This window comes from Streptomyces sp. NPDC014727, assembly GCF_043083485.1.
Lineage (GTDB): Bacteria > Actinomycetota > Actinomycetes > Streptomycetales > Streptomycetaceae > Streptomyces.
In genome coordinates, this window is the sequence record NZ_JBIBYR010000003.1 from 76,871 (window position 1) to 92,788 (window position 15,918).

General features: G+C 69.7%; 14 protein-coding genes and 1 pseudogene. 4 read left to right on the forward strand and 11 right to left on the reverse strand.

What is annotated here, in order from left to right; all coding sequences use genetic code 11:
* Positions 1-307: 307 nt before the first annotated feature.
* Positions 308-2,521, forward strand: coding sequence for a germacradienol/geosmin synthase (locus ACF1B9_RS06415; protein WP_391739406.1), 2,214 nt, complete (start codon positions 308-310; stop codon positions 2,519-2,521).
* Here ACF1B9_RS06415 and ACF1B9_RS06420 read toward each other — a convergent pair.
* From ACF1B9_RS06420 to ACF1B9_RS06460, 9 genes and pseudogenes are all read right to left on the reverse strand, one after another.
* Entirely contained in the window at positions 2,497-4,899 is a 2,403-nt protein-coding gene (locus ACF1B9_RS06420) for a glycoside hydrolase N-terminal domain-containing protein (protein WP_391739407.1), read from the reverse strand. The two genes, ACF1B9_RS06415 and ACF1B9_RS06420, sit on opposite strands and share 25 nt — an antisense overlap.
* A 150-nt stretch (positions 4,900-5,049) precedes the next feature.
* Positions 5,050-5,550 carry a hypothetical protein gene (locus ACF1B9_RS06425; RefSeq protein WP_018550733.1) on the reverse strand — a complete coding sequence of 167 codons (501 nt, stop codon included), beginning with the start codon at positions 5,548-5,550 and terminating at the stop codon, positions 5,050-5,052.
* Positions 5,551-5,662: 112 nt separating this feature from the next.
* Positions 5,663-6,064, reverse strand: coding sequence for an ACT domain-containing protein (locus tag ACF1B9_RS06430; protein ID WP_391739408.1), 402 nt, complete (start codon positions 6,062-6,064; stop codon positions 5,663-5,665).
* 10 nt (positions 6,065-6,074) lie between these two features.
* A pseudogene (locus ACF1B9_RS06435) lies at positions 6,075-6,268 on the reverse strand (hypothetical protein); the annotation flags it as partial.
* Positions 6,269-6,374: 106 nt separating this feature from the next.
* Positions 6,375-6,617, reverse strand: coding sequence for a DUF397 domain-containing protein (locus tag ACF1B9_RS06440; protein WP_391739409.1), 243 nt, complete (start codon positions 6,615-6,617; stop codon positions 6,375-6,377).
* A 110-nt stretch (positions 6,618-6,727) separates the two neighbouring features.
* Positions 6,728-7,894, reverse strand: a complete 1,167-nt coding sequence (locus tag ACF1B9_RS06445; RefSeq protein WP_391739410.1) for a thiolase domain-containing protein — start codon at positions 7,892-7,894, stop codon at positions 6,728-6,730.
* Positions 7,887-8,939 (reverse strand): thiolase domain-containing protein, encoded by a 1,053-nt coding sequence (locus ACF1B9_RS06450; RefSeq protein ID WP_391739411.1) that lies wholly within the window; start codon positions 8,937-8,939, stop codon positions 7,887-7,889. The genes ACF1B9_RS06445 and ACF1B9_RS06450 overlap by 8 nt, the downstream gene beginning before the upstream one ends.
* Positions 8,940-9,881, reverse strand: a complete 942-nt coding sequence (locus ACF1B9_RS06455) for a Zn-ribbon domain-containing OB-fold protein (RefSeq protein WP_391739412.1) — start codon at positions 9,879-9,881, stop codon at positions 8,940-8,942.
* A gap of 15 nt (positions 9,882-9,896) precedes the next feature.
* Complete coding sequence (locus tag ACF1B9_RS06460) at positions 9,897-10,697, reverse strand: crotonase/enoyl-CoA hydratase family protein (protein WP_391739413.1); 801 nt, start codon at positions 10,695-10,697, stop codon at positions 9,897-9,899.
* Between the two features lie 166 nt (positions 10,698-10,863).
* Here ACF1B9_RS06460 and ACF1B9_RS06465 point away from each other — a divergent pair, with 166 nt between their 5' ends.
* The 3 genes from ACF1B9_RS06465 (at position 10,864) to ACF1B9_RS06475 (ending at position 14,942) form a co-directional block, all read left to right on the forward strand.
* Entirely contained in the window at positions 10,864-12,492 is a 1,629-nt protein-coding gene (locus ACF1B9_RS06465; RefSeq protein WP_391739414.1) for an acyl-CoA synthetase, read from the forward strand.
* 258 nt (positions 12,493-12,750) lie between these two features.
* A complete protein-coding gene (locus tag ACF1B9_RS06470) occupies positions 12,751-13,818 on the forward strand; it encodes a nitrous oxide reductase family maturation protein NosD (RefSeq protein WP_391739415.1) in 1,068 nt (355 codons plus the stop codon).
* 35 nt (positions 13,819-13,853) lie between these two features.
* Positions 13,854-14,942, forward strand: a complete 1,089-nt coding sequence (locus ACF1B9_RS06475; protein ID WP_391739416.1) for a methyltransferase — start codon at positions 13,854-13,856, stop codon at positions 14,940-14,942.
* Positions 14,943-15,030: 88 nt separating this feature from the next.
* Here the strand turns inward: ACF1B9_RS06475 and ACF1B9_RS06480 are convergent, their stop codons facing one another.
* On the reverse strand, positions 15,031-15,363 hold the full coding sequence (locus ACF1B9_RS06480; RefSeq protein ID WP_351085860.1) for a TcmI family type II polyketide cyclase: 333 nt from the start codon (positions 15,361-15,363) through the stop codon (positions 15,031-15,033).
* Positions 15,364-15,437: 74 nt separating this feature from the next.
* A complete protein-coding gene (locus ACF1B9_RS06485; protein WP_391739417.1) occupies positions 15,438-15,917 on the reverse strand; it encodes an SRPBCC family protein in 480 nt (159 codons plus the stop codon).
* Position 15,918 lies beyond the last annotated feature (1 nt).

Genomic DNA, 15,918 nt, shown 5'->3' on the forward strand with positions numbered 1-15,918 from the left:
ACCTGAGATGACAGCACGTCAAGAGGCCAGTGGGGGGAGCGAACCGAGCCAGTGGACCAGACCACTGGCGGGGTGCCTGACCTGCGGTCGGAAAGAAGACGGGCACACGCTGACGACCACACGACCCGGGGTGCACGGGACCGGCGACCGGTCGGAGACTCTCGCTCACCGGCCACGAACGAGCGCACTATTTATGCGACTAATCCCGGATGTGCGTGCCCCGAACGGACGAAGGGTAGTGCTCGCGCGGACACCACCGGTCCGTGCGGCCTTCGCCGTACGGAGATCTCGGAAAGGCCGGACGCACATGGCTCAGCCCTTCACCCTGCCGGACTTCTACGTTCCGTATCCGGCACGGCGCAACGCCCATGTCGAGGAGGCGCGAGCGCACACCAAGAAGTGGGCACGCAGCACAGGAATGCTGGAGGGTTCGGGAATCTGGGAGGAGAAGGATCTCGACTCCCACGACTACGCGCTGCTGTGCGCGTACACCCACCCCGACTGCTCGTCCGAGGCGCTCTCGCTGGTCACCGACTGGTACGTGTGGGTCTTCTTCTTCGACGACCATTTCCTGGAGCTGTTCAAGCGCACCCGCGACCGTGAAGGCGGCAAGCGGTATCTGGACCGATTGCCTGCGTTCATGCCGATGGACCGCGGTGCTCCCATGCCGGAGCCCACGAATCCGGTCGAGGCGGGACTGGCTGACCTGTGGGCACGGACGGTGCCGGGCATGTCCGACGCCTGGCGGGTCCGGTTCGCCGAGGCGACGAAGAACCTGCTCGACGAGTCGCTGTGGGAGCTCGCCAACATCAACGAGGGGCGCATCGCCAACCCCGTCGAGTACATCGAGATGCGCCGCAAGGTGGGCGGCGCCCCGTGGTCGGCGGGACTCGTGGAGTACGCGGCGGGCGCGGAGGTACCCGAGTCGGTGGCCGGCGAACGCCCGCTACGGGTGTTGCGGGACGCCTTCTCCGACGGCGTGCATCTGCGCAACGACCTCTTCTCGTACCAGCGGGAGGTCGAGGACGAGGGGGAGAACAGCAATGGCGTGCTGGTCCTTGAGCACTTTCTCGGCTGCTCCACCCAGGAGGCCGCCGAGGCGGTGAACGATCTGCTGACGTCACGGCTCCAGCAGTTCGAGAACACCGCGCTCACCGAACTCGGCCCGCTCTGCGCGCAGAAGGAGCTCGACCCGGCGGACACCGCGGCGGTTCTGACGTACGTCAAGGGGCTGCAGGACTGGCAGTCGGGCGGCCATGAGTGGCACATGCGCTCAAGCCGCTACATGAACGAGGGCGGGGCCGGTCAGGCCGCGCCCAGCTTCGGTATGGCCGCGGCGTCGATCCGGTTCACTCTCCGCTCGGAAAGGGCCCGGCTGCGCAGCCACACCCATGTGCCCCATCAGCGTGTCGGCCCGTCCCTGCTGCCCGGTTTCGAGCTGCCGTTCGGCACGACACTCAGCCCGCATCTGGACGGGGCGCGGGTACGGATCGTCGACTGGGCGCGTCGCACCGGAATCCTGGAAGCTCAGCCGGGCGTGCCCGGATCGCACATCTGGGACGAGGAGCGGCTCGTCGCGACCGATCTGCCGTTGTGCGCGGCGGGTCTGCACCCGGACGCGACGCCGGAGGAGCTGGATCTGTCCTCCCAGTGGCTGACCTGGGGAACGTACGGGGACGACTGGTTCCCCGTGGTGCACGGGCGGCCCCGTGATCTGGCGGGGGCCCGGCGCGCCAATGAGCGTCTGTCCCTGTTCATGCCCCTGGACGGGTCCGCGACGCCCGAGCCGGTCAACGCACTGGAGCGGGGGCTCGCCGATCTGTGGGCGCGCACCTGCGCGCCGATGGACGCGAGCGGGCGCCGGGCGTTCCGGAAAGCGGTCGAGGACATGACCGCGAGCTGGGTGTGGGAGCTGGCCAACCAGGTGCAGAACCGCATCCCGGACCCGGTGGACTACGTCGAGATGCGACGCATGACCTTCGGCTCCGACCTCACGATGAGTCTGTGCCGGCTGGGCCACGGCAGGAAGGTGCCGGACGAGATCCACCACAGCGGTCCGCTGCGTTCGCTGGAGAACGCGGCGGCGGACTACGCATGCCTGATGAACGACCTGTTCTCGTACCAGAAAGAGATCGAGTACGAGGGCGAGGTGCACAACGGCGTCCTGGTCGTGCAGAACTTCTTCGGCGTGGACTATCCGACCGGGGTGGCGATCGTGCACGACCTGATGAGGTCGCGGTTGCGTCAGTTCCTGCACGTCGCGGAGCAGGAACTCCCGGTGCTGTACGACGACTTCGGGCTCGACGCGGAAGCGAGGGAGATCCTGGACGGGTACGTGCGGGAGCTCAAGCACTGGATCGCGGGGATCCTGATCTGGCACCGGGGCTGCCGGCGCTACCGCGAGCAGGATCTGCGGCGGGGCACCGGCACCCCGTGGCGACTGGGGGGTCCCACGGGGCTCGGTGTGTCGGCGGCGCGGGTGACCGCGCTGTTCGCTCAGCCCTCGGCCTCCAGCGTGTAGCGCCCGCCCGCACGCGCCTTGAAGACCTTCTCGCCGCTCGCGAACAGCGTGCTGCGGACGGTCGCTTCGCGGCTGCGGCTCGCCGTGATCACCACACGGCGGGCCTGCCCCGCGGCCCATTCGATGTCGACGGTGAAGCCGCCCCGGGCGCGCAGTCCGCGCACCGATCCGTCCGGCCAGCTCGCCGGGAGGGCGGGGAGGATCTCGATGGCATCGTGCTGGCTCTGCAACAGCATCTCGGCGATACCGGAGGTGGCGCCGAAATTGCCGTCGATCTGGAACGGCGGGTGGGTGTCCCAGAGGTTGGGCAGGGTGGAGTTCTTCAGCTGTTCCGCGAGCATCCTGTGGGCGTGGTCGCCGTCGCGCAGCCGTGCCCAGAAGTTGATCTTCCATGCCTTGGACCAGCCGGTGCCGCCGTCGCCGCGCGCGCGGAGGGAGACCTTCGCCGCTTCGGCCCACTTGGTGCCGGGTTCGATCTGGCGGCCGGGGTGGAGGCCGAAGAGGTGCGAGACATGGCGGTGGGTGTCGGCCGGGTCGTCCCGGTCGGTCTTCCACTCCTGGAGCTGGCCCCAGGCCCCGATCCGAAGTCCGGGGTCGAGGCGGTCGAGGGCCGCTTCCAGGCGGCCGCGGAAGGCGGGGGCGTCGCCGAGGATCCGGGCAGCCTCCAGGGTGTTGGTGAGGAGGTCGTGGACGATCTGCTGGGACATCGCCGCACCGGCGGTGAAGTCTCCGTGCTCGGGAGAGTAGCTGGGGGTGACGACGAGCAGTCCGTCGCGCGGGTCGGTGCGCAGATTGGCCAGCCAGAACTCGGCGGCTTCCTTCATGGCCGGGTAGGCGGTGGAGCGCAGGTAGTCGGAGGAGCCGTTGAACCGGTAGTGCTCGTACATCTGCTGGGTGAGCCAGGCGGCGGCCTCCGGGAACCAGAAGGCGGTGGACCAGTCATGGACGCCGGTGAAGCCGTACGGGTTGGTCTCGTTGTGCACGACCCAGCCGGCCGTCCCGAACATCTCCTTCGCCGTCTTCCGGCCCGGGGCGCGCATCGCTTCGATGTAGCGGTCGTACGGTGCGGTGGTCTCGGCGAGGTTGGTGACCTCGGCGAGCCAGTAGTTCATCTGCAGATTGATGTTGCTGTGGTAGTCGGCGGACCACGGCGGAGTGGTGGAGTTGTTCCAGACGCCCTGGAGGTTGGCGGGCAGCGATCCGGCCCGCGAGGAGGCGATCAGCAGATAGCGGCCGTACTGGAAGAAGAGCGCCTCCAGGGCCCGGTCGGCGGGGCTCGTGCCGTCCGTGTACCGGGCGAGCAGTTGATCGGTGGGCAGGTCGGGCAGTTCCTGGCCGATGTCGAGGGTGACGCGGTCGAAGAGGGCGCGATGGTCGCGCACATGGGTGTCGCGGATCTTCTCGTACGAGGTCCGGACGGCGGAGTCCACCGCGGCGGCGACCGCCCTGTGCGGGTCTTCGCCGCGGTAGGCCGGATAGCGGTCGGCGTAGTCGGTGGCCGCGACGAGTACGAACCAGGCGCTGTCGGCTCCGGTGACGGTGAGGGTGCCGTCCGGGCCGGCGGTGACGGTGCCACCGCTGGTCCGGACACGGATCTGGGCCTCGAAGCGCAGGCCGTTGTCCTTCAGCGCACCACGTACAGTGAGCCGGTCCTTGTCCGCCGTGGCGGTGTAGTCACTGCGCGGCGAGCTGTACCGCAGGGTGAACGACACCTGTCCCGGACGGTCTGCACCGAGGCGCCCCGCGATGATCCGGCCCGGATGGGAGACGAAGAACTCCCTTGTGTGGGCGGCTCCTTGGTGTCTGTAGGTGACGGCGGCAAGAGCGTTTCGCAGATCGAGGGTGCGCCGGTAGGAGGTGTCGGCTGCGGCCGGGGCGTTGCGCAGATCCAGCCACAGATCACCGAAGACCTGGTAGGCACCGTAGCCGCGGCGCGCCTGGCCGAGCTCGGCTGCGACGGCGTCCGGGTCGAGAGCGCCCTGACCGTCGAGGCGCTGCTGGACGCCGGTGAGGGCGTCGGGTCTGGGGGTGGTCCAGTTCCCGAAGTCGTAGCCCTCTGCGGAACCGGGGCCGCCGGTCCACAGCGTCTTCTCGTTGAAGGTGAGCCTCTCGGATGCGAGCGTCCCGTACACGCTCGCGCCGAGAGCGCCACCGCCGATGGGCAGGGACTCACGCTCCCAGCCGGCGGCCGGAGCGTGGTACCGGAGCGTCGGTTCCACCGATGTCCTCGGGTGGGCGGAACTCCTCACTCCCCCCGATTCATCGGAGGTGCCGGCAGCTACTGCCGTGCCGGAGGTGGCGGGGATCCCCAGCGCCAGAACGCCGGTTGCGCCTATGACTGTCTTCACTGTGGTGCGTCGCGTCATCCCGGATGTCATGCGGCCGACGGTAAAGGTCCGACGATTGCTCCGGCAAGGCACATGACAAAGCGGCCTCATGGACAGAGGCCGCGAACACTTGGACAGATGGACGAGGTGGGTGTTCCGCAGCCGCCCGTCGGGCACGGGCGGCCCAGGCGAAGGGCGGAATCAGCCCTGCTGGAACAGTTCGGCCGGCAGGGGCTTCAGCAGGGTGTACAGATCGTCGGTGATCGGCCGGTCCCAGCTGGCGATGGTGACGAGCACCCCGTCGCTGCGGTCGAACTGGACGCAGGAGATCCGGCTCTCGGAGAGCTTGACGCGGCGGACGATCAACAAGTTGTCGCCCTGCATCACGGGCATGTCCTCGGTACCGGTGACCTCGACCGGTTCGTCGTTCTCCAGCGCGAGCAGAAGCTGGGCGACCTCGAACGGAACCTGGCCCTCCTCGGTCTCGCGGGCGGGCGAACCCTCCGGGAGATTGCCGATGATCATCGCGGGGCCGCGGCCGCCGAACAGGTCGTAGCGCAGAAAGACGCCCTGACAGCTCCCGTCGGGGGCGGGCAGCAGGCCGGCGCCGAGGTTTCCGGGCCAGTCCCCCGGATCCATGGCCAGGACGTCGAAGTCGGGGCCCGCGGGTGTGGCGGCGCTACGGCGGCGGAGGAAGGACATGCAGACATGTTACGTGTCCGGGCTCACGTTGCGGAGCCGGGTCCGCGCAGGCCGCGGCACGGTCGGGGCCGCGGCCCGGCGCACCGGCCCCGAAGCCTCCGCGGCCCCGCCGTCAGCCGGACTCCGCGGCCAGCGCCTCCAGGACCCCGACGGCCTCGTCGGCTCGGTCGTACGGAACGAACAGGTGATCGTGATGGAAACCCGCCACCACATTGCAGCTCAGCCCGGCATCGGTGAGCGCCAGGGACACGGCGGCGGTGAGCCCCACCGCGTCCAGCGCCGAGTGGACACGGAGCGTGATCCAACCCGCCACGTAGTCGTAGCGCAGACCTGCCGAGACGGCTTGCTCCTCGGGCAGCACCAGGGTGAGCCCTTCGGGCTCGGCGACCGTGACGACCGGGTCGACGCCCTCGGGCACCGTTTCGCGGGGGGCGGTGGTGAAGACATAGCGGCCGGGGTTCAGTTCCGGCCGCATGCTGCTCAGCAGGGTTCGAAGATCGCGCTCGCCTGTCACACCCACCACGCTACGTGGCGCGGTGACGTTCATGGTGGCGTACGCCCCGGGCGCAACTGCCGCAGGACGGCCTGCACCACTCCTGGCGGGGATGTTCCTCCTTGACGAACAGCGCACGCGGCGTGGGGCGTGGCAGGCGCGCAGCACCACACGGTCCGGTCCGGCGAGGAATCCGATGGCCGCGCGGGCGAGGGCGACGGGCAGGGTGTTCCGTTCCACGATTGCGCCGGTCGGGTGGTCACGGGCGACAAACGACAAGGGTCGGCTGAGCGAGCTGTTGTGGCACCGAAGCGCGCCGGGCGTCCGGCGCTCAGGTGAGGTCGAATTCGCCCTCGCGGGCGTTCACCACAAAGGCACGCCATTCGGCCGGGGTGAAGATCAGTGACGGGCTGCCGGGCTTACCGGCGTTGCGCATCGCGATGAATCCCTCGACGAAGGCGATCTGGACGTCGCCCGCGCCCTGACTGCCCGACCGCCAGTCCGCATTGCTCAGGTCCAGGTCCGGCTTGTCCCAGCCCGCGAAGGGCTGCTGGGTGGTGGTGCTCTCCGCCACGTCGGCTCCTCCCGCTCGATCGTCCCGGGCCGAAGCCTAGCCATCGTCGGCGGCCCGGGACAGGCCGCCGGGGAGGCTTCCTCCCGTCCGGGACGGCCAGCGGCCGGCGGTCAGCGGGTGGAGGGCTCGGCTCCGACCAGCCACATGGAGAAGAACTGCGACCCGCCGCCGTAGGCGTGGCCGAGCGCCTTCCGTGCCCCCGTCACCTGGTGCTCGCCCGCCTGCCCCCGTACCTGCAACGCGGCCTCCGCGAAGCGGATCATGCCGGAGGCGCCGATGGGATTGGTGGAGAGCACCCCGCCCGACGGGTTCACCGGGAGGTCGCCGTCGAGCGCGGTGACGCCGGACTCGGTGAGCTTCCAGCCCTCCCCCTCGGCGGCGAAGCCCAGGTTCTCCAGCCACATCGGCTCGTACCAGGAGAACGGCACGTACATCTCGACGGCGTCGATCTCCCGTCGCGGGTCGCTGATGCCGGCCTGCCGGTACACGTCGGCGGCGCAGTCCTTGCCCGCCTGCGGCGAGACGAAGTCCTTGCCGGCGAAGAGCGTCGGTTCGCTGCGCATCGCGCCGCCGTGCACCCAGGCGGGCGGATGCGGCGAACGATCCGCTCCGGCCCGGTCGGTGAGGATCATCGCGCAGGCCCCGTCGGAGGACGGGCAGGTCTCCGAGTAGCGGATCGGGTCCCAGAGCATCGGTGCGGACCGGATCTTCTCCAGGGTGATGTCCGGGTCGTGGATGTGCGCGTACGGATTCTTCAGCGCGTTGCGGCGGTCCTTGTAGGCGACGAGGGAACCGACCGTGTCGGGCGCCCCGGTGCGGCGCATGTACGCCCGGACGTGCGGGGCGAAGAAGCCTCCTGCTCCCGCCAACAGCGGCTGCTGGAAGGGGATCGGCAGCGAGAGGCCCCACATGGCGTTGGACTCGGACTGTTTCTCGAAGGCGAGTGTGAGGACGGTGCGGTGCACCCGTGCGGAGACCAGGTTGGCGGCGACCAGTGCGGTGGAGCCGCCGACCGAGCCCGCGGTGTGCACCCGCAGCATCGGCTTGCCGACCGCGCCGAGCGCGTCGGCGAGATACAGCTCCGGCATCATCAGGCCCTCGAAGAAGTCGGGGGCTTTGCCGATGACGACGGCGTCGATGTCCGTCCAGGTCAGCCCGGCGTCCTCCAACGCGCGGACGGCGGCCTCGCGGACGAGTCCGGCGATGGAGACGTCCCGGCGGGCCGACACATGCTTCGTCTGGCCGATGCCGATGACGGCCACGGGCTCCTTAGGCATGAGCGCTCTCCCCTTCGAGTACGGCGACCAGGTTCTGTTGCAGACAGGGCCCGGAGGTGGCGTGGGCGAGCGCCCGGTCGGACTCGCCGCGGTGGATGCGGGCCGCTGCCTCGCCGAGGCGGATCAGCCCGGCGGCCATGACGGGGTTGGCGGCGAGCGCGCCGCCGGACGGGTTCACGGTGACGCCGTCGTCCAGTCGGAGCGCCTTGCGCAGCACCACTTCCTGGGAGGTGAAAGGCGCGTGCAGTTCAGCGGTGTCCACAGGCCGTTCGAACACCCCGGCCCGCTCGGCGGCGAGTCGAGTGGAGGGCGATTCGGTCAGTACGCGGACCCCGAGGCTGTGGGCCTCGATACGGTGGTCGATACCGCGGACCCAGGCGGGGCGGGCGCACAGGGCCCGTGCGGTGTCACCGGCGGCGAGGACGACGGCTGCCGCGCCGTCACAAACCGGTGGGCAGTCGGCCGTCCGCAGCGGCTGCACGACGTACGCGTCGGCCGGGACCGGGCCCGCCGTCCGGGCGTGCGGATTGTCCGCGGCGGCGGCGCGGCTCCGGGCGGCGATCGCCGCGAGGGCGGCCTCGTCGGTGTCGCCCGCGTCGATCAGTGCCTGCGCCTGGAGCGCGGCGAGCGCGACGGAGTCCGGCCAGAGCGGTCCGACGTAGTACGGGTCGAGCTGACGGGTGAGGACGTCGCGCACCTCACCGGGCGAGGACTTGCCGTAGGAGTAGACGAGCGCGGTGTCGGCCTCGCCCGTCCGGATCTTCACCCAGGCCTCGTACAGCGCCCACGCGCCGTCCATCTCCACATGGGACTCGGAGATCGGTGGGTAGGCGCCGACGCCGTCGAGCGCTATGGTGAAGGAGAAGGCCCGTCCCGCGAGATAGTCGCTCGACCCGGAGCAGGTGAAACCGATGTCGCTCGCCCTGAGACCGGTCGTGTCCAGGACCTGGTGGAGGACGGGCATCAGCATCTCGACTTCGGAGAGTTCGTCGGTGCGCCTGAGGTGGTCCGTCTGCGCGAAGGCGACGATCGCTACGTCTCGCATCTACAGCAGCTCCTTGTACGCGTCGTAGTCGGCGTCCGGCTCTCCGGCCGGCCGGTAGTGATCGGGGTGCCGCCCGCCCTCGGTCCAGACCGGTTCGACCCGCAGGCCCATGCGGACCTGGTCGTACGGGATACCGCCGATCCGTGCGTGCAGTGCGAGGTCGGCCCCGTCGAGAGCGATGTGCGCGTAGACGTAGGGGACTTCGATGTCGAGATTCCTGGCTTTGATGTTGACGATGCAGTACGTGGTCACGGTGCCGCGCGGGCCGACCTCGACCTGTTCCGTGGTGGCGACGCCACAGGTGGGGCAGGCGCCGCGGGGCGGAACGTACACCTTGGCGCAGGACGGGCAGCGCTCGCCGACGATGCGCCGCTCGGAGAGCGCGTTGATGTAGGCACCTTGGGCACGGCCCGGTGTGTAGCGGTAGTCGAGACGGGCCGGGGTGACGATGCCGTGGACGGGGTCGGCGAACTCCGTGCCGCGCGGTACGGGTTGGCCGGCCTCCCCGTCGTAGGACTCGAAGCAGGCGATGTCCGTGATGGCACCGGTCCGTTCGGGCGCCCAGCGGATCCGCACCCGCATGCCGGTACGGACGGCTTCGGGGCCGGGGGCGGCAAGGGCGTGCAGCAGGGCGGTGTCGGCTCCGTCGAGCCTGACGAGGACCCAGGCGAAGGGGGTGTCGAGGGGCTGACCGCGGCGCGGGGCGGGGTTCCAGGCCCAGGTGGTGACAGTGCCGGTGTCGGCGACGTCGGTCAGCTCGCGGATCTCCTCAGCGGTGACGGGGTCGTACTCGACCGGTGGGACGAGGACCTTTCCCCCGCTGGTCCGGACGCCGAGGACGGTGCGTTCGCGCAGTCCGGTGAGGAAGGCGCTCTGGACGGGGCCGAGGGATCGGGTGAAGGGGAATTCGAGCACCAGCGGTGCGCTGAGGATCTCGGGCACGGTTGCCTCCTTGGCTCAGGCGCGCCGGTAGACGGGCGGGCGCTTCTCGGCGAAGGCACGGGCGCCTTCCTTGGCGTCGGCGGTGGCGAAGACGGTCCAGCCGCGCTTCAGTTCGGCGGCGAGGCCCTCGGCCTCGGTCATCTCCGCGGTCTCGTACACGGACGCCTTGACGGCTTCGACGGCGAGCGGGCCGCAGGCGTTGATCCGCTCGGCGACTTCGAGGGCCTGCTCCAGTGCGGCGCCGTCGGGGACGACCCGTCCGATCAGCCCGATGGCGGCCGCCTCCTCGGCGCTGTACGGACGTCCGGTGAGGAGCATTTCGAGGGCGTGGGTCCGGGGGATCTGGCGCGGCAGCCGTACCGTCGACCCTCCGATGGGGAAGAGGGCGCGCCTGACCTCGAAGAGCCCGAAGGTGGCGCTCGCCCCGGCGATGCGGATGTCGGTGCCCTGCAGGATCTCGGTGCCGCCCGCCACGCAGTGGCCCTCGACGGCGGCGATGACCGGCTTGCGCGGTCGGTGGTGGCGCAGCATCGCCTTCCAGTGCAGATCGGGGTCGGCGGTCATCCGGTCGCGGTACTGCTCGCCCTCCATCCCCTTGCCCGCCAGGGCTTTGAGGTCCATGCCCGCGCAGAAACAGCCGCCTGCCCCGGTGAGGACGACCGAGCGGACCGTGTCGTCCTCGTCGGCCGCCAGCCAGCCGTCGTACAGCCCGACCAGCATCGGCAGCGAGAGGGCGTTCTTCGCCTCCGGCCTGTTCAAGGTGAGCACCAGCGTGGCGCCCTCGCGCCGCACGGTGAAGTGTTCCGTACCACCCATTGCCTGCCTCCCGTCTCAAGACCTAGAACAGGTTGCAGTAGGTGGGGGTCCAGTTCAATAGTTTGCTGACAGTCAGTCAGATTTCTTCGGTGGCCCCCTTCCCACTTGTGCCTCCCGGCGCTCTAATGACCGCCGAGCCAGTCAGCATCCGGGGTCAGGAGGAACGGTGGAGTACAACCTTGCCGACCTGTTCGAGTCGGTCGTCGACGCGGTCCCGGAACGCGAGGCGCTCGTCTACCTCGACCATCCCGGTACGGGTGCGGAGCGCAGGCTGACGTACGCGGAGCTGGACGCGGCCGCCAACCGCCTCGCCCACCATCTGATCGAGGCGGGCATCACGCCGGGCGAGCATCTGGGGCTGCATCTCTACAACGGAGTCGAGTACCTCCAGACGGTGCTGGCCTGCCTCAAGGCCCGCATCGTTCCGGTCAACGTCAACTACCGCTACGTCGAAGAGGAGTTGGTCTACCTCTACCGTGACGCGGATCTGGCGGCGCTGGTCTTCGACGCCGAGTTCGACGAAAGGGTCTCGGCCGCCGCGCCCAAGGCTCCGACCCTCCGTCATCTGGTCCGCGTGGGGGCTTCGGTGGCGGGCGTCCGCGGTCCGGACACGGTGGCGTTCACGGACGCCGAGGCGTCGGGGAGCCCGGAGCGCGGCTTCCCACCACGCTCGGCGGACGACCAGTTCATCATCTACACCGGAGGCACCACAGGAATGCCCAAGGGCGTGATGTGGCGCCAGGAGGACCTCTTCTTCTCCGGCCTCGGCGGCGGCGCGCCGACCGGTGAGCCGGTGAAGTCCCCACTGGAACTGGCCGAGCGGGTGGCCGCGGGCGGTGACGGGATCACCTTCTTCCCCACTCCCCCGCTGATGCACGGCACCTCCACGCTCACCGCGTTCATCGGATTCAACTTCGGGCAACGAGTCGTGATCCACCGCAAGTTCGTCCCGGAAGAGGTGCTCCGCACGATCGAGAAGGAGAAGGTCACCAGCGTGTCCCTGGTGGGCGACGCGATGCTGCGGCCGTTGATCGACGCGCTGAAGGGCCCGCTGAAGGGCACCGACTGTTCGTCGATGTTCTCCATCTCCAGCTCGGGCGCGATCATGTCGGACTCGGTGCGTGCCGAGTTCCAGGCCTTGGTGCCGACGGTGATGCTGCTCAACAACTTCGGCTCGTCGGAGTCCGGGTTCAACGGCACGGCGACGGCCGACTCGGGGCCGAAGAACGGGTTCCGGCTCCAGGTCAACTCCCGTACGGAAGTGGTCGATCCGGTGACGTACGAGCCGGTCGCCCCGGGCGAGCTGGGGAGGATAGCCCAGCGTGGCCATGTGCCGCTCGGCTACTACAACGATCCGCGCAAGACCGCGGAGACGTTCTTCCACCGGGGCGACGAGCGCTGGGTCCTGCTCGGCGACATGGCGACCGTCGACGCGGAGGGCATCGTCACGGTTCTCGGCCGGGGCTCGCAGTGCATCAACACAGGCGGGGAGAAGGTGTACCCCGAGGAGGTCGAGCAGGCGCTGAAGGCCCATCCGGATGTGTACGACGCGCTCGTCGCCGGCGTGCCCGACGAGCGGTGGGGGAACCACGTCGCGGCGGTGGTGCAGCTGCGGGAGGGGGCGCACGAGCCTTCGCTCGACGATGTCCAGGCGCACTGCAGGACCCGCCTGGCCGGCTACAAGATCCCTCGCAGACTGGTGATCGCCCGGCAGATCCAACGCTCCCCGAGCGGCAAGGCCGACTACCGGTGGGCCCGCTCGGTCGTGGCGCCCCGGCGCGGGAACGAGGACTGAGGACCGGGCGCGGGGCCGCGAGCGGGCCGCGGCCGGGTCGGGGCCGGCGAGACACCCGAACGGCGGTCGGCCCGGTTCACCCGGCGGCCGACCGCTCGGCTCCGGCCCGGATCACCCGACTGCGCCGTGGTACGTCCGGGCCGGCCGCGGAGCACCGGGCACCGGGCACCGGTCCCGGCGTAAGCCGTTCGGGCGCGTACGGTCTCCAACCGCTCACCCTATGTGGCAACAGGGGGAAAACGCCCATAGCTTCGGTTCATGAGGAAACGACACTTCAAGAGCCTCGTCCCGGTCGTGGTCGCCTCGACCGCGGGACTCGGCGCGGCAATTCCGTCCGCCTCAGCCGCCAACGCCCACGTGGTGCGGCCCGGCCAGTCGATCCAGAAGGCGGTGGACGCCGCGCAGCCGGGTGACACCGTCGTCGTCCTGCCCGGCACGTACCGGGAGAGCGTCCTGATCACCAAGCCGCGTCTCACCCTGCGCGGCTCCGGCGACCGCACCGTCATCCGGCCTGCCGCGAAGAACGCGCCGTCCGCGGACGCGTGCGTGAAGACCGGCAGCGGCGTCTGCGTCCTGGGCCGATCGGGCCGGACCGTCGACGGCGTGACCATCGATTCGCTCGCCCTCTCCGGATTCAAGAAGAACGGTGTCTGGGCCTCCTGGACGGACCGGCTGTCCGTCCGGCGGGTGACCTCCGAACACAATGGTGTCTGGGGCATCGCCCAGGAACGCTCCACCCGCGGCGTGTTCACGGGCAACACCGCCCGCGCCAACGGCGACGCGGGCATCTTCGTCGCGAACACCGTCGACGAGGAGGGCGGTGCCACCGACACGCGCGGCACCGAGCTCCAGGACAACACGCTCAAGGACAACCGCATCGGCTTCACCGCCAGGCGCGTCAGGAACCTGTCGGTCCACGACAACACCTTCACCGGCAACTGCAGCGGTGTGTTCGTCGTGGGCGACGAGGGCAGACCGCAGGCCGGAGCCATGACGATCCGGGCGAACCAGATCACCGGCAACAACAAGTTCTGCGCCGCCACCAAACGGCTGCCCGCCCTGCAGGGTTCCGGCGTCGTGCTCACCGGGGCCGCGGACACCCAGGTCCGTTCGAACACCATCACCAACAACGTGGGCGCCACGCCGCTCTCCGGCGGCATCGTGCTGTTCAAGAGCTTCGTGGGCACGAAGAACACCGGCAACTCCGTCAGCGGCAACGTCGCGCTCGGCAACAAGCCGGCCGACCTGGCCAACGGGGACACCGGCAAGGGCAACACCTTCGCCGCCAACGTCTGCACGAAGTCCACACCGGCCGGGATGTGCTGACCGGCGCACCCCCGTACGAGGAGAAGCGAACCAGCATGACCACTGTGAGTCCCACCCCCGCCCCCACTCCCACCTCGACAGCCGTCCACGCCGCCCTGCCGCACCCCGTCACACCGCCTCAGCCGGCCATGCAGCTGCGCGAGATCGTCTTCGGAGCGGCGCGCGCCGCCGCCGTGCGCGCGGCGGCCCGGCTGGGCGTCGCCGACGCTCTGGGCGAGACGCCCGCGTCCGCGCAGGAACTCGCGGCGCTGGTGAAGACCGAGCCGGTGCCGCTGCGCAGGCTGCTCCGCGCCCTGTCCTGCTACGGGATCTTCGCCGAGACCCCGGACGGCGACTTCGCCCACACCGAGATGTCCCGTCTGCTGCGCGAGGACGACCCGAACAGCCTGCGCTACATCTCACTCTGGTGCACCGAGCCCTGGACCTGGGAGGTCTGGCCGCACCTCGACGACGCGGTGCGCACCGGCAGGAGCGTCTTCGCGGACGTGCACGGCAAGGGGTTCTTCGACTACCTCCATCAGGACGCCCACGAGTCGGCGCAGGTCTTCAACCGGGCCATGACCACCTCCAGCATGCAGTCCGCGCTGGACGTGGCCGAACTCCTGGACCTCACCGGGGTGTCGACGGTCGCCGACATCGGCGGCGGCCAGGGGCACGTACTGGCGAGCCTGCTGGAGAAGCACCCGTCGCTGCACGGCACCCTGATGGACCTGCCCGGTGTGGTGGCGCGTGCCGATGCCCGGCTGCGGGACGAGGGGCCGCTCGTCGGCCGGACTCGCATCGTGGCCGGGGACTGCCGCGAGGCCATCCCGGTCGCGGCCGATCTCTACATCATCAAGAACATCCTGGAGTGGGACGACGACAGCACCCGCAGAACACTGCGCAATGTCGTCGCCGCGGCCCGCCCGGGAGCCAGGGTGGTCGTCATCGAGAACCTCGTCGACGACACCCCCTCGATGCGGTTCACCACCGCGATGGACCTGCTGCTGCTCCTCAATGTCGGCGGAGCGAAGCACACCAGGGAGAGCCTGGTCGGCCGGATCTCGGATGCCGGCCTGCTGATCGGCAGGGTCGTTCCGGTCAACCCCTACCTCCACGCCTTCGAATGCGTGGTCCCCGGCTGATCGCCCCGTCCGGGTCGCCCATCCCCGGGAACGACAAATCGCCCCGGGTCCGGCCGAGAGGCCGGACCCGGGGCGATTTGTCGTCTCCTCAGGCGGTGGTACCGCGTTCCCAGTGGTAGAACTCCTGGGCCATGGCGTCCTTGGGCCCGCGCCAGGTCTGCGGGTCGTACGCGCTGACGTAGGCGGTGAGCTTCTCGCTGATGTCCTTGAACGCCGGGTGCTCGGTCACCTTGGCGATCTCGGGGCCCGGTGGGCGCTCCGATTCGATCAGGTGCAGATAGACGTCACCGAACTGGAAGAGCTTGCGCCTGGTGACGCCGACGAGGTGCGGCAGTTCACTGCTGTCGGACTCGGCGAACAGATCGGCGATGTCAGGCGCGGAACCCGGCGCCATCCGGGCGACGATCAGAGCGTGGTGCATCGTGGAATGCCTTTCTGGTTCCGGCCCGGCACCCGGACTGCCGGGTGCCGGGCCGTGGGGCGGCGGAGGGCGGGTCAGCCGGCCGAGACCGAGGCGGTACGGCGCTCCCGGGCGCGCTGTTCGATCTTGTCCCGGATGAGTTCCATCTGGACCTTGGAGTTGCGGTTGATGTTGTCGGTCATCCACGCGTCGTCGACGGGTGCGTCGGGCCGCATCGCGAAGTCCTGCGCCCAGCGCAACTTCGTGCCACCGGGCACCTCCGAGTACTCCCACCGGATGTCCATGTGCTGGAACGGGCCCGGCTCGACGCGGCGGGCCAGGACCATGCGGCCGGCCCGGTCGACGGTCCGCTCGGAGACCCAGCTCCAGACCTTGTCGTTCTCGTCGGGGTGCATCGTCAGGCGGAACTTCGTCCTGTCGCCGTCCCGTTCGATCACCTCGACCGAGGCGTACTCGCTGAACAGCCGCGGCCAGTTCTCGAGATCGTTCGTCACGTCCCAGACAAGGTCCAGGGGGGCGGCGATGGTGATCTCGTTCTCGGTGTGTCCGGACACG

Bases quoted from the DNA above. Each gene is read 5' to 3' on its own strand.
- ACF1B9_RS06450 (WP_391739411.1), bottom strand. From the start codon at position 8,939: ATGCGAGACGTAGCGATCGTCGCCTTCGCGCAGACGGACCACCTCAGG.
- ACF1B9_RS06460 (WP_391739413.1), bottom strand. From the start codon at position 10,697: ATGGGTGGTACGGAACACTTCACCGTGCGGCGCGAGGGCGCCACGCTG.
- ACF1B9_RS06425 (WP_018550733.1), bottom strand. From the start codon at position 5,550: ATGTCCTTCCTCCGCCGCCGTAGCGCCGCCACACCCGCGGGCCCCGAC.
- ACF1B9_RS06480 (WP_351085860.1), bottom strand. From the start codon at position 15,363: ATGCACCACGCTCTGATCGTCGCCCGGATGGCGCCGGGTTCCGCGCCT.
- ACF1B9_RS06475 (WP_391739416.1), top strand. From the start codon at position 13,854: ATGACCACTGTGAGTCCCACCCCCGCCCCCACTCCCACCTCGACAGCC.
- ACF1B9_RS06415 (WP_391739406.1), top strand. From the start codon at position 308: ATGGCTCAGCCCTTCACCCTGCCGGACTTCTACGTTCCGTATCCGGCA.
- ACF1B9_RS06470 (WP_391739415.1), top strand. From the start codon at position 12,751: ATGAGGAAACGACACTTCAAGAGCCTCGTCCCGGTCGTGGTCGCCTCG.
- ACF1B9_RS06445 (WP_391739410.1), bottom strand. From the start codon at position 7,894: ATGCCTAAGGAGCCCGTGGCCGTCATCGGCATCGGCCAGACGAAGCAT.
- ACF1B9_RS06420 (WP_391739407.1), bottom strand. From the start codon at position 4,899: ATGACATCCGGGATGACGCGACGCACCACAGTGAAGACAGTCATAGGC.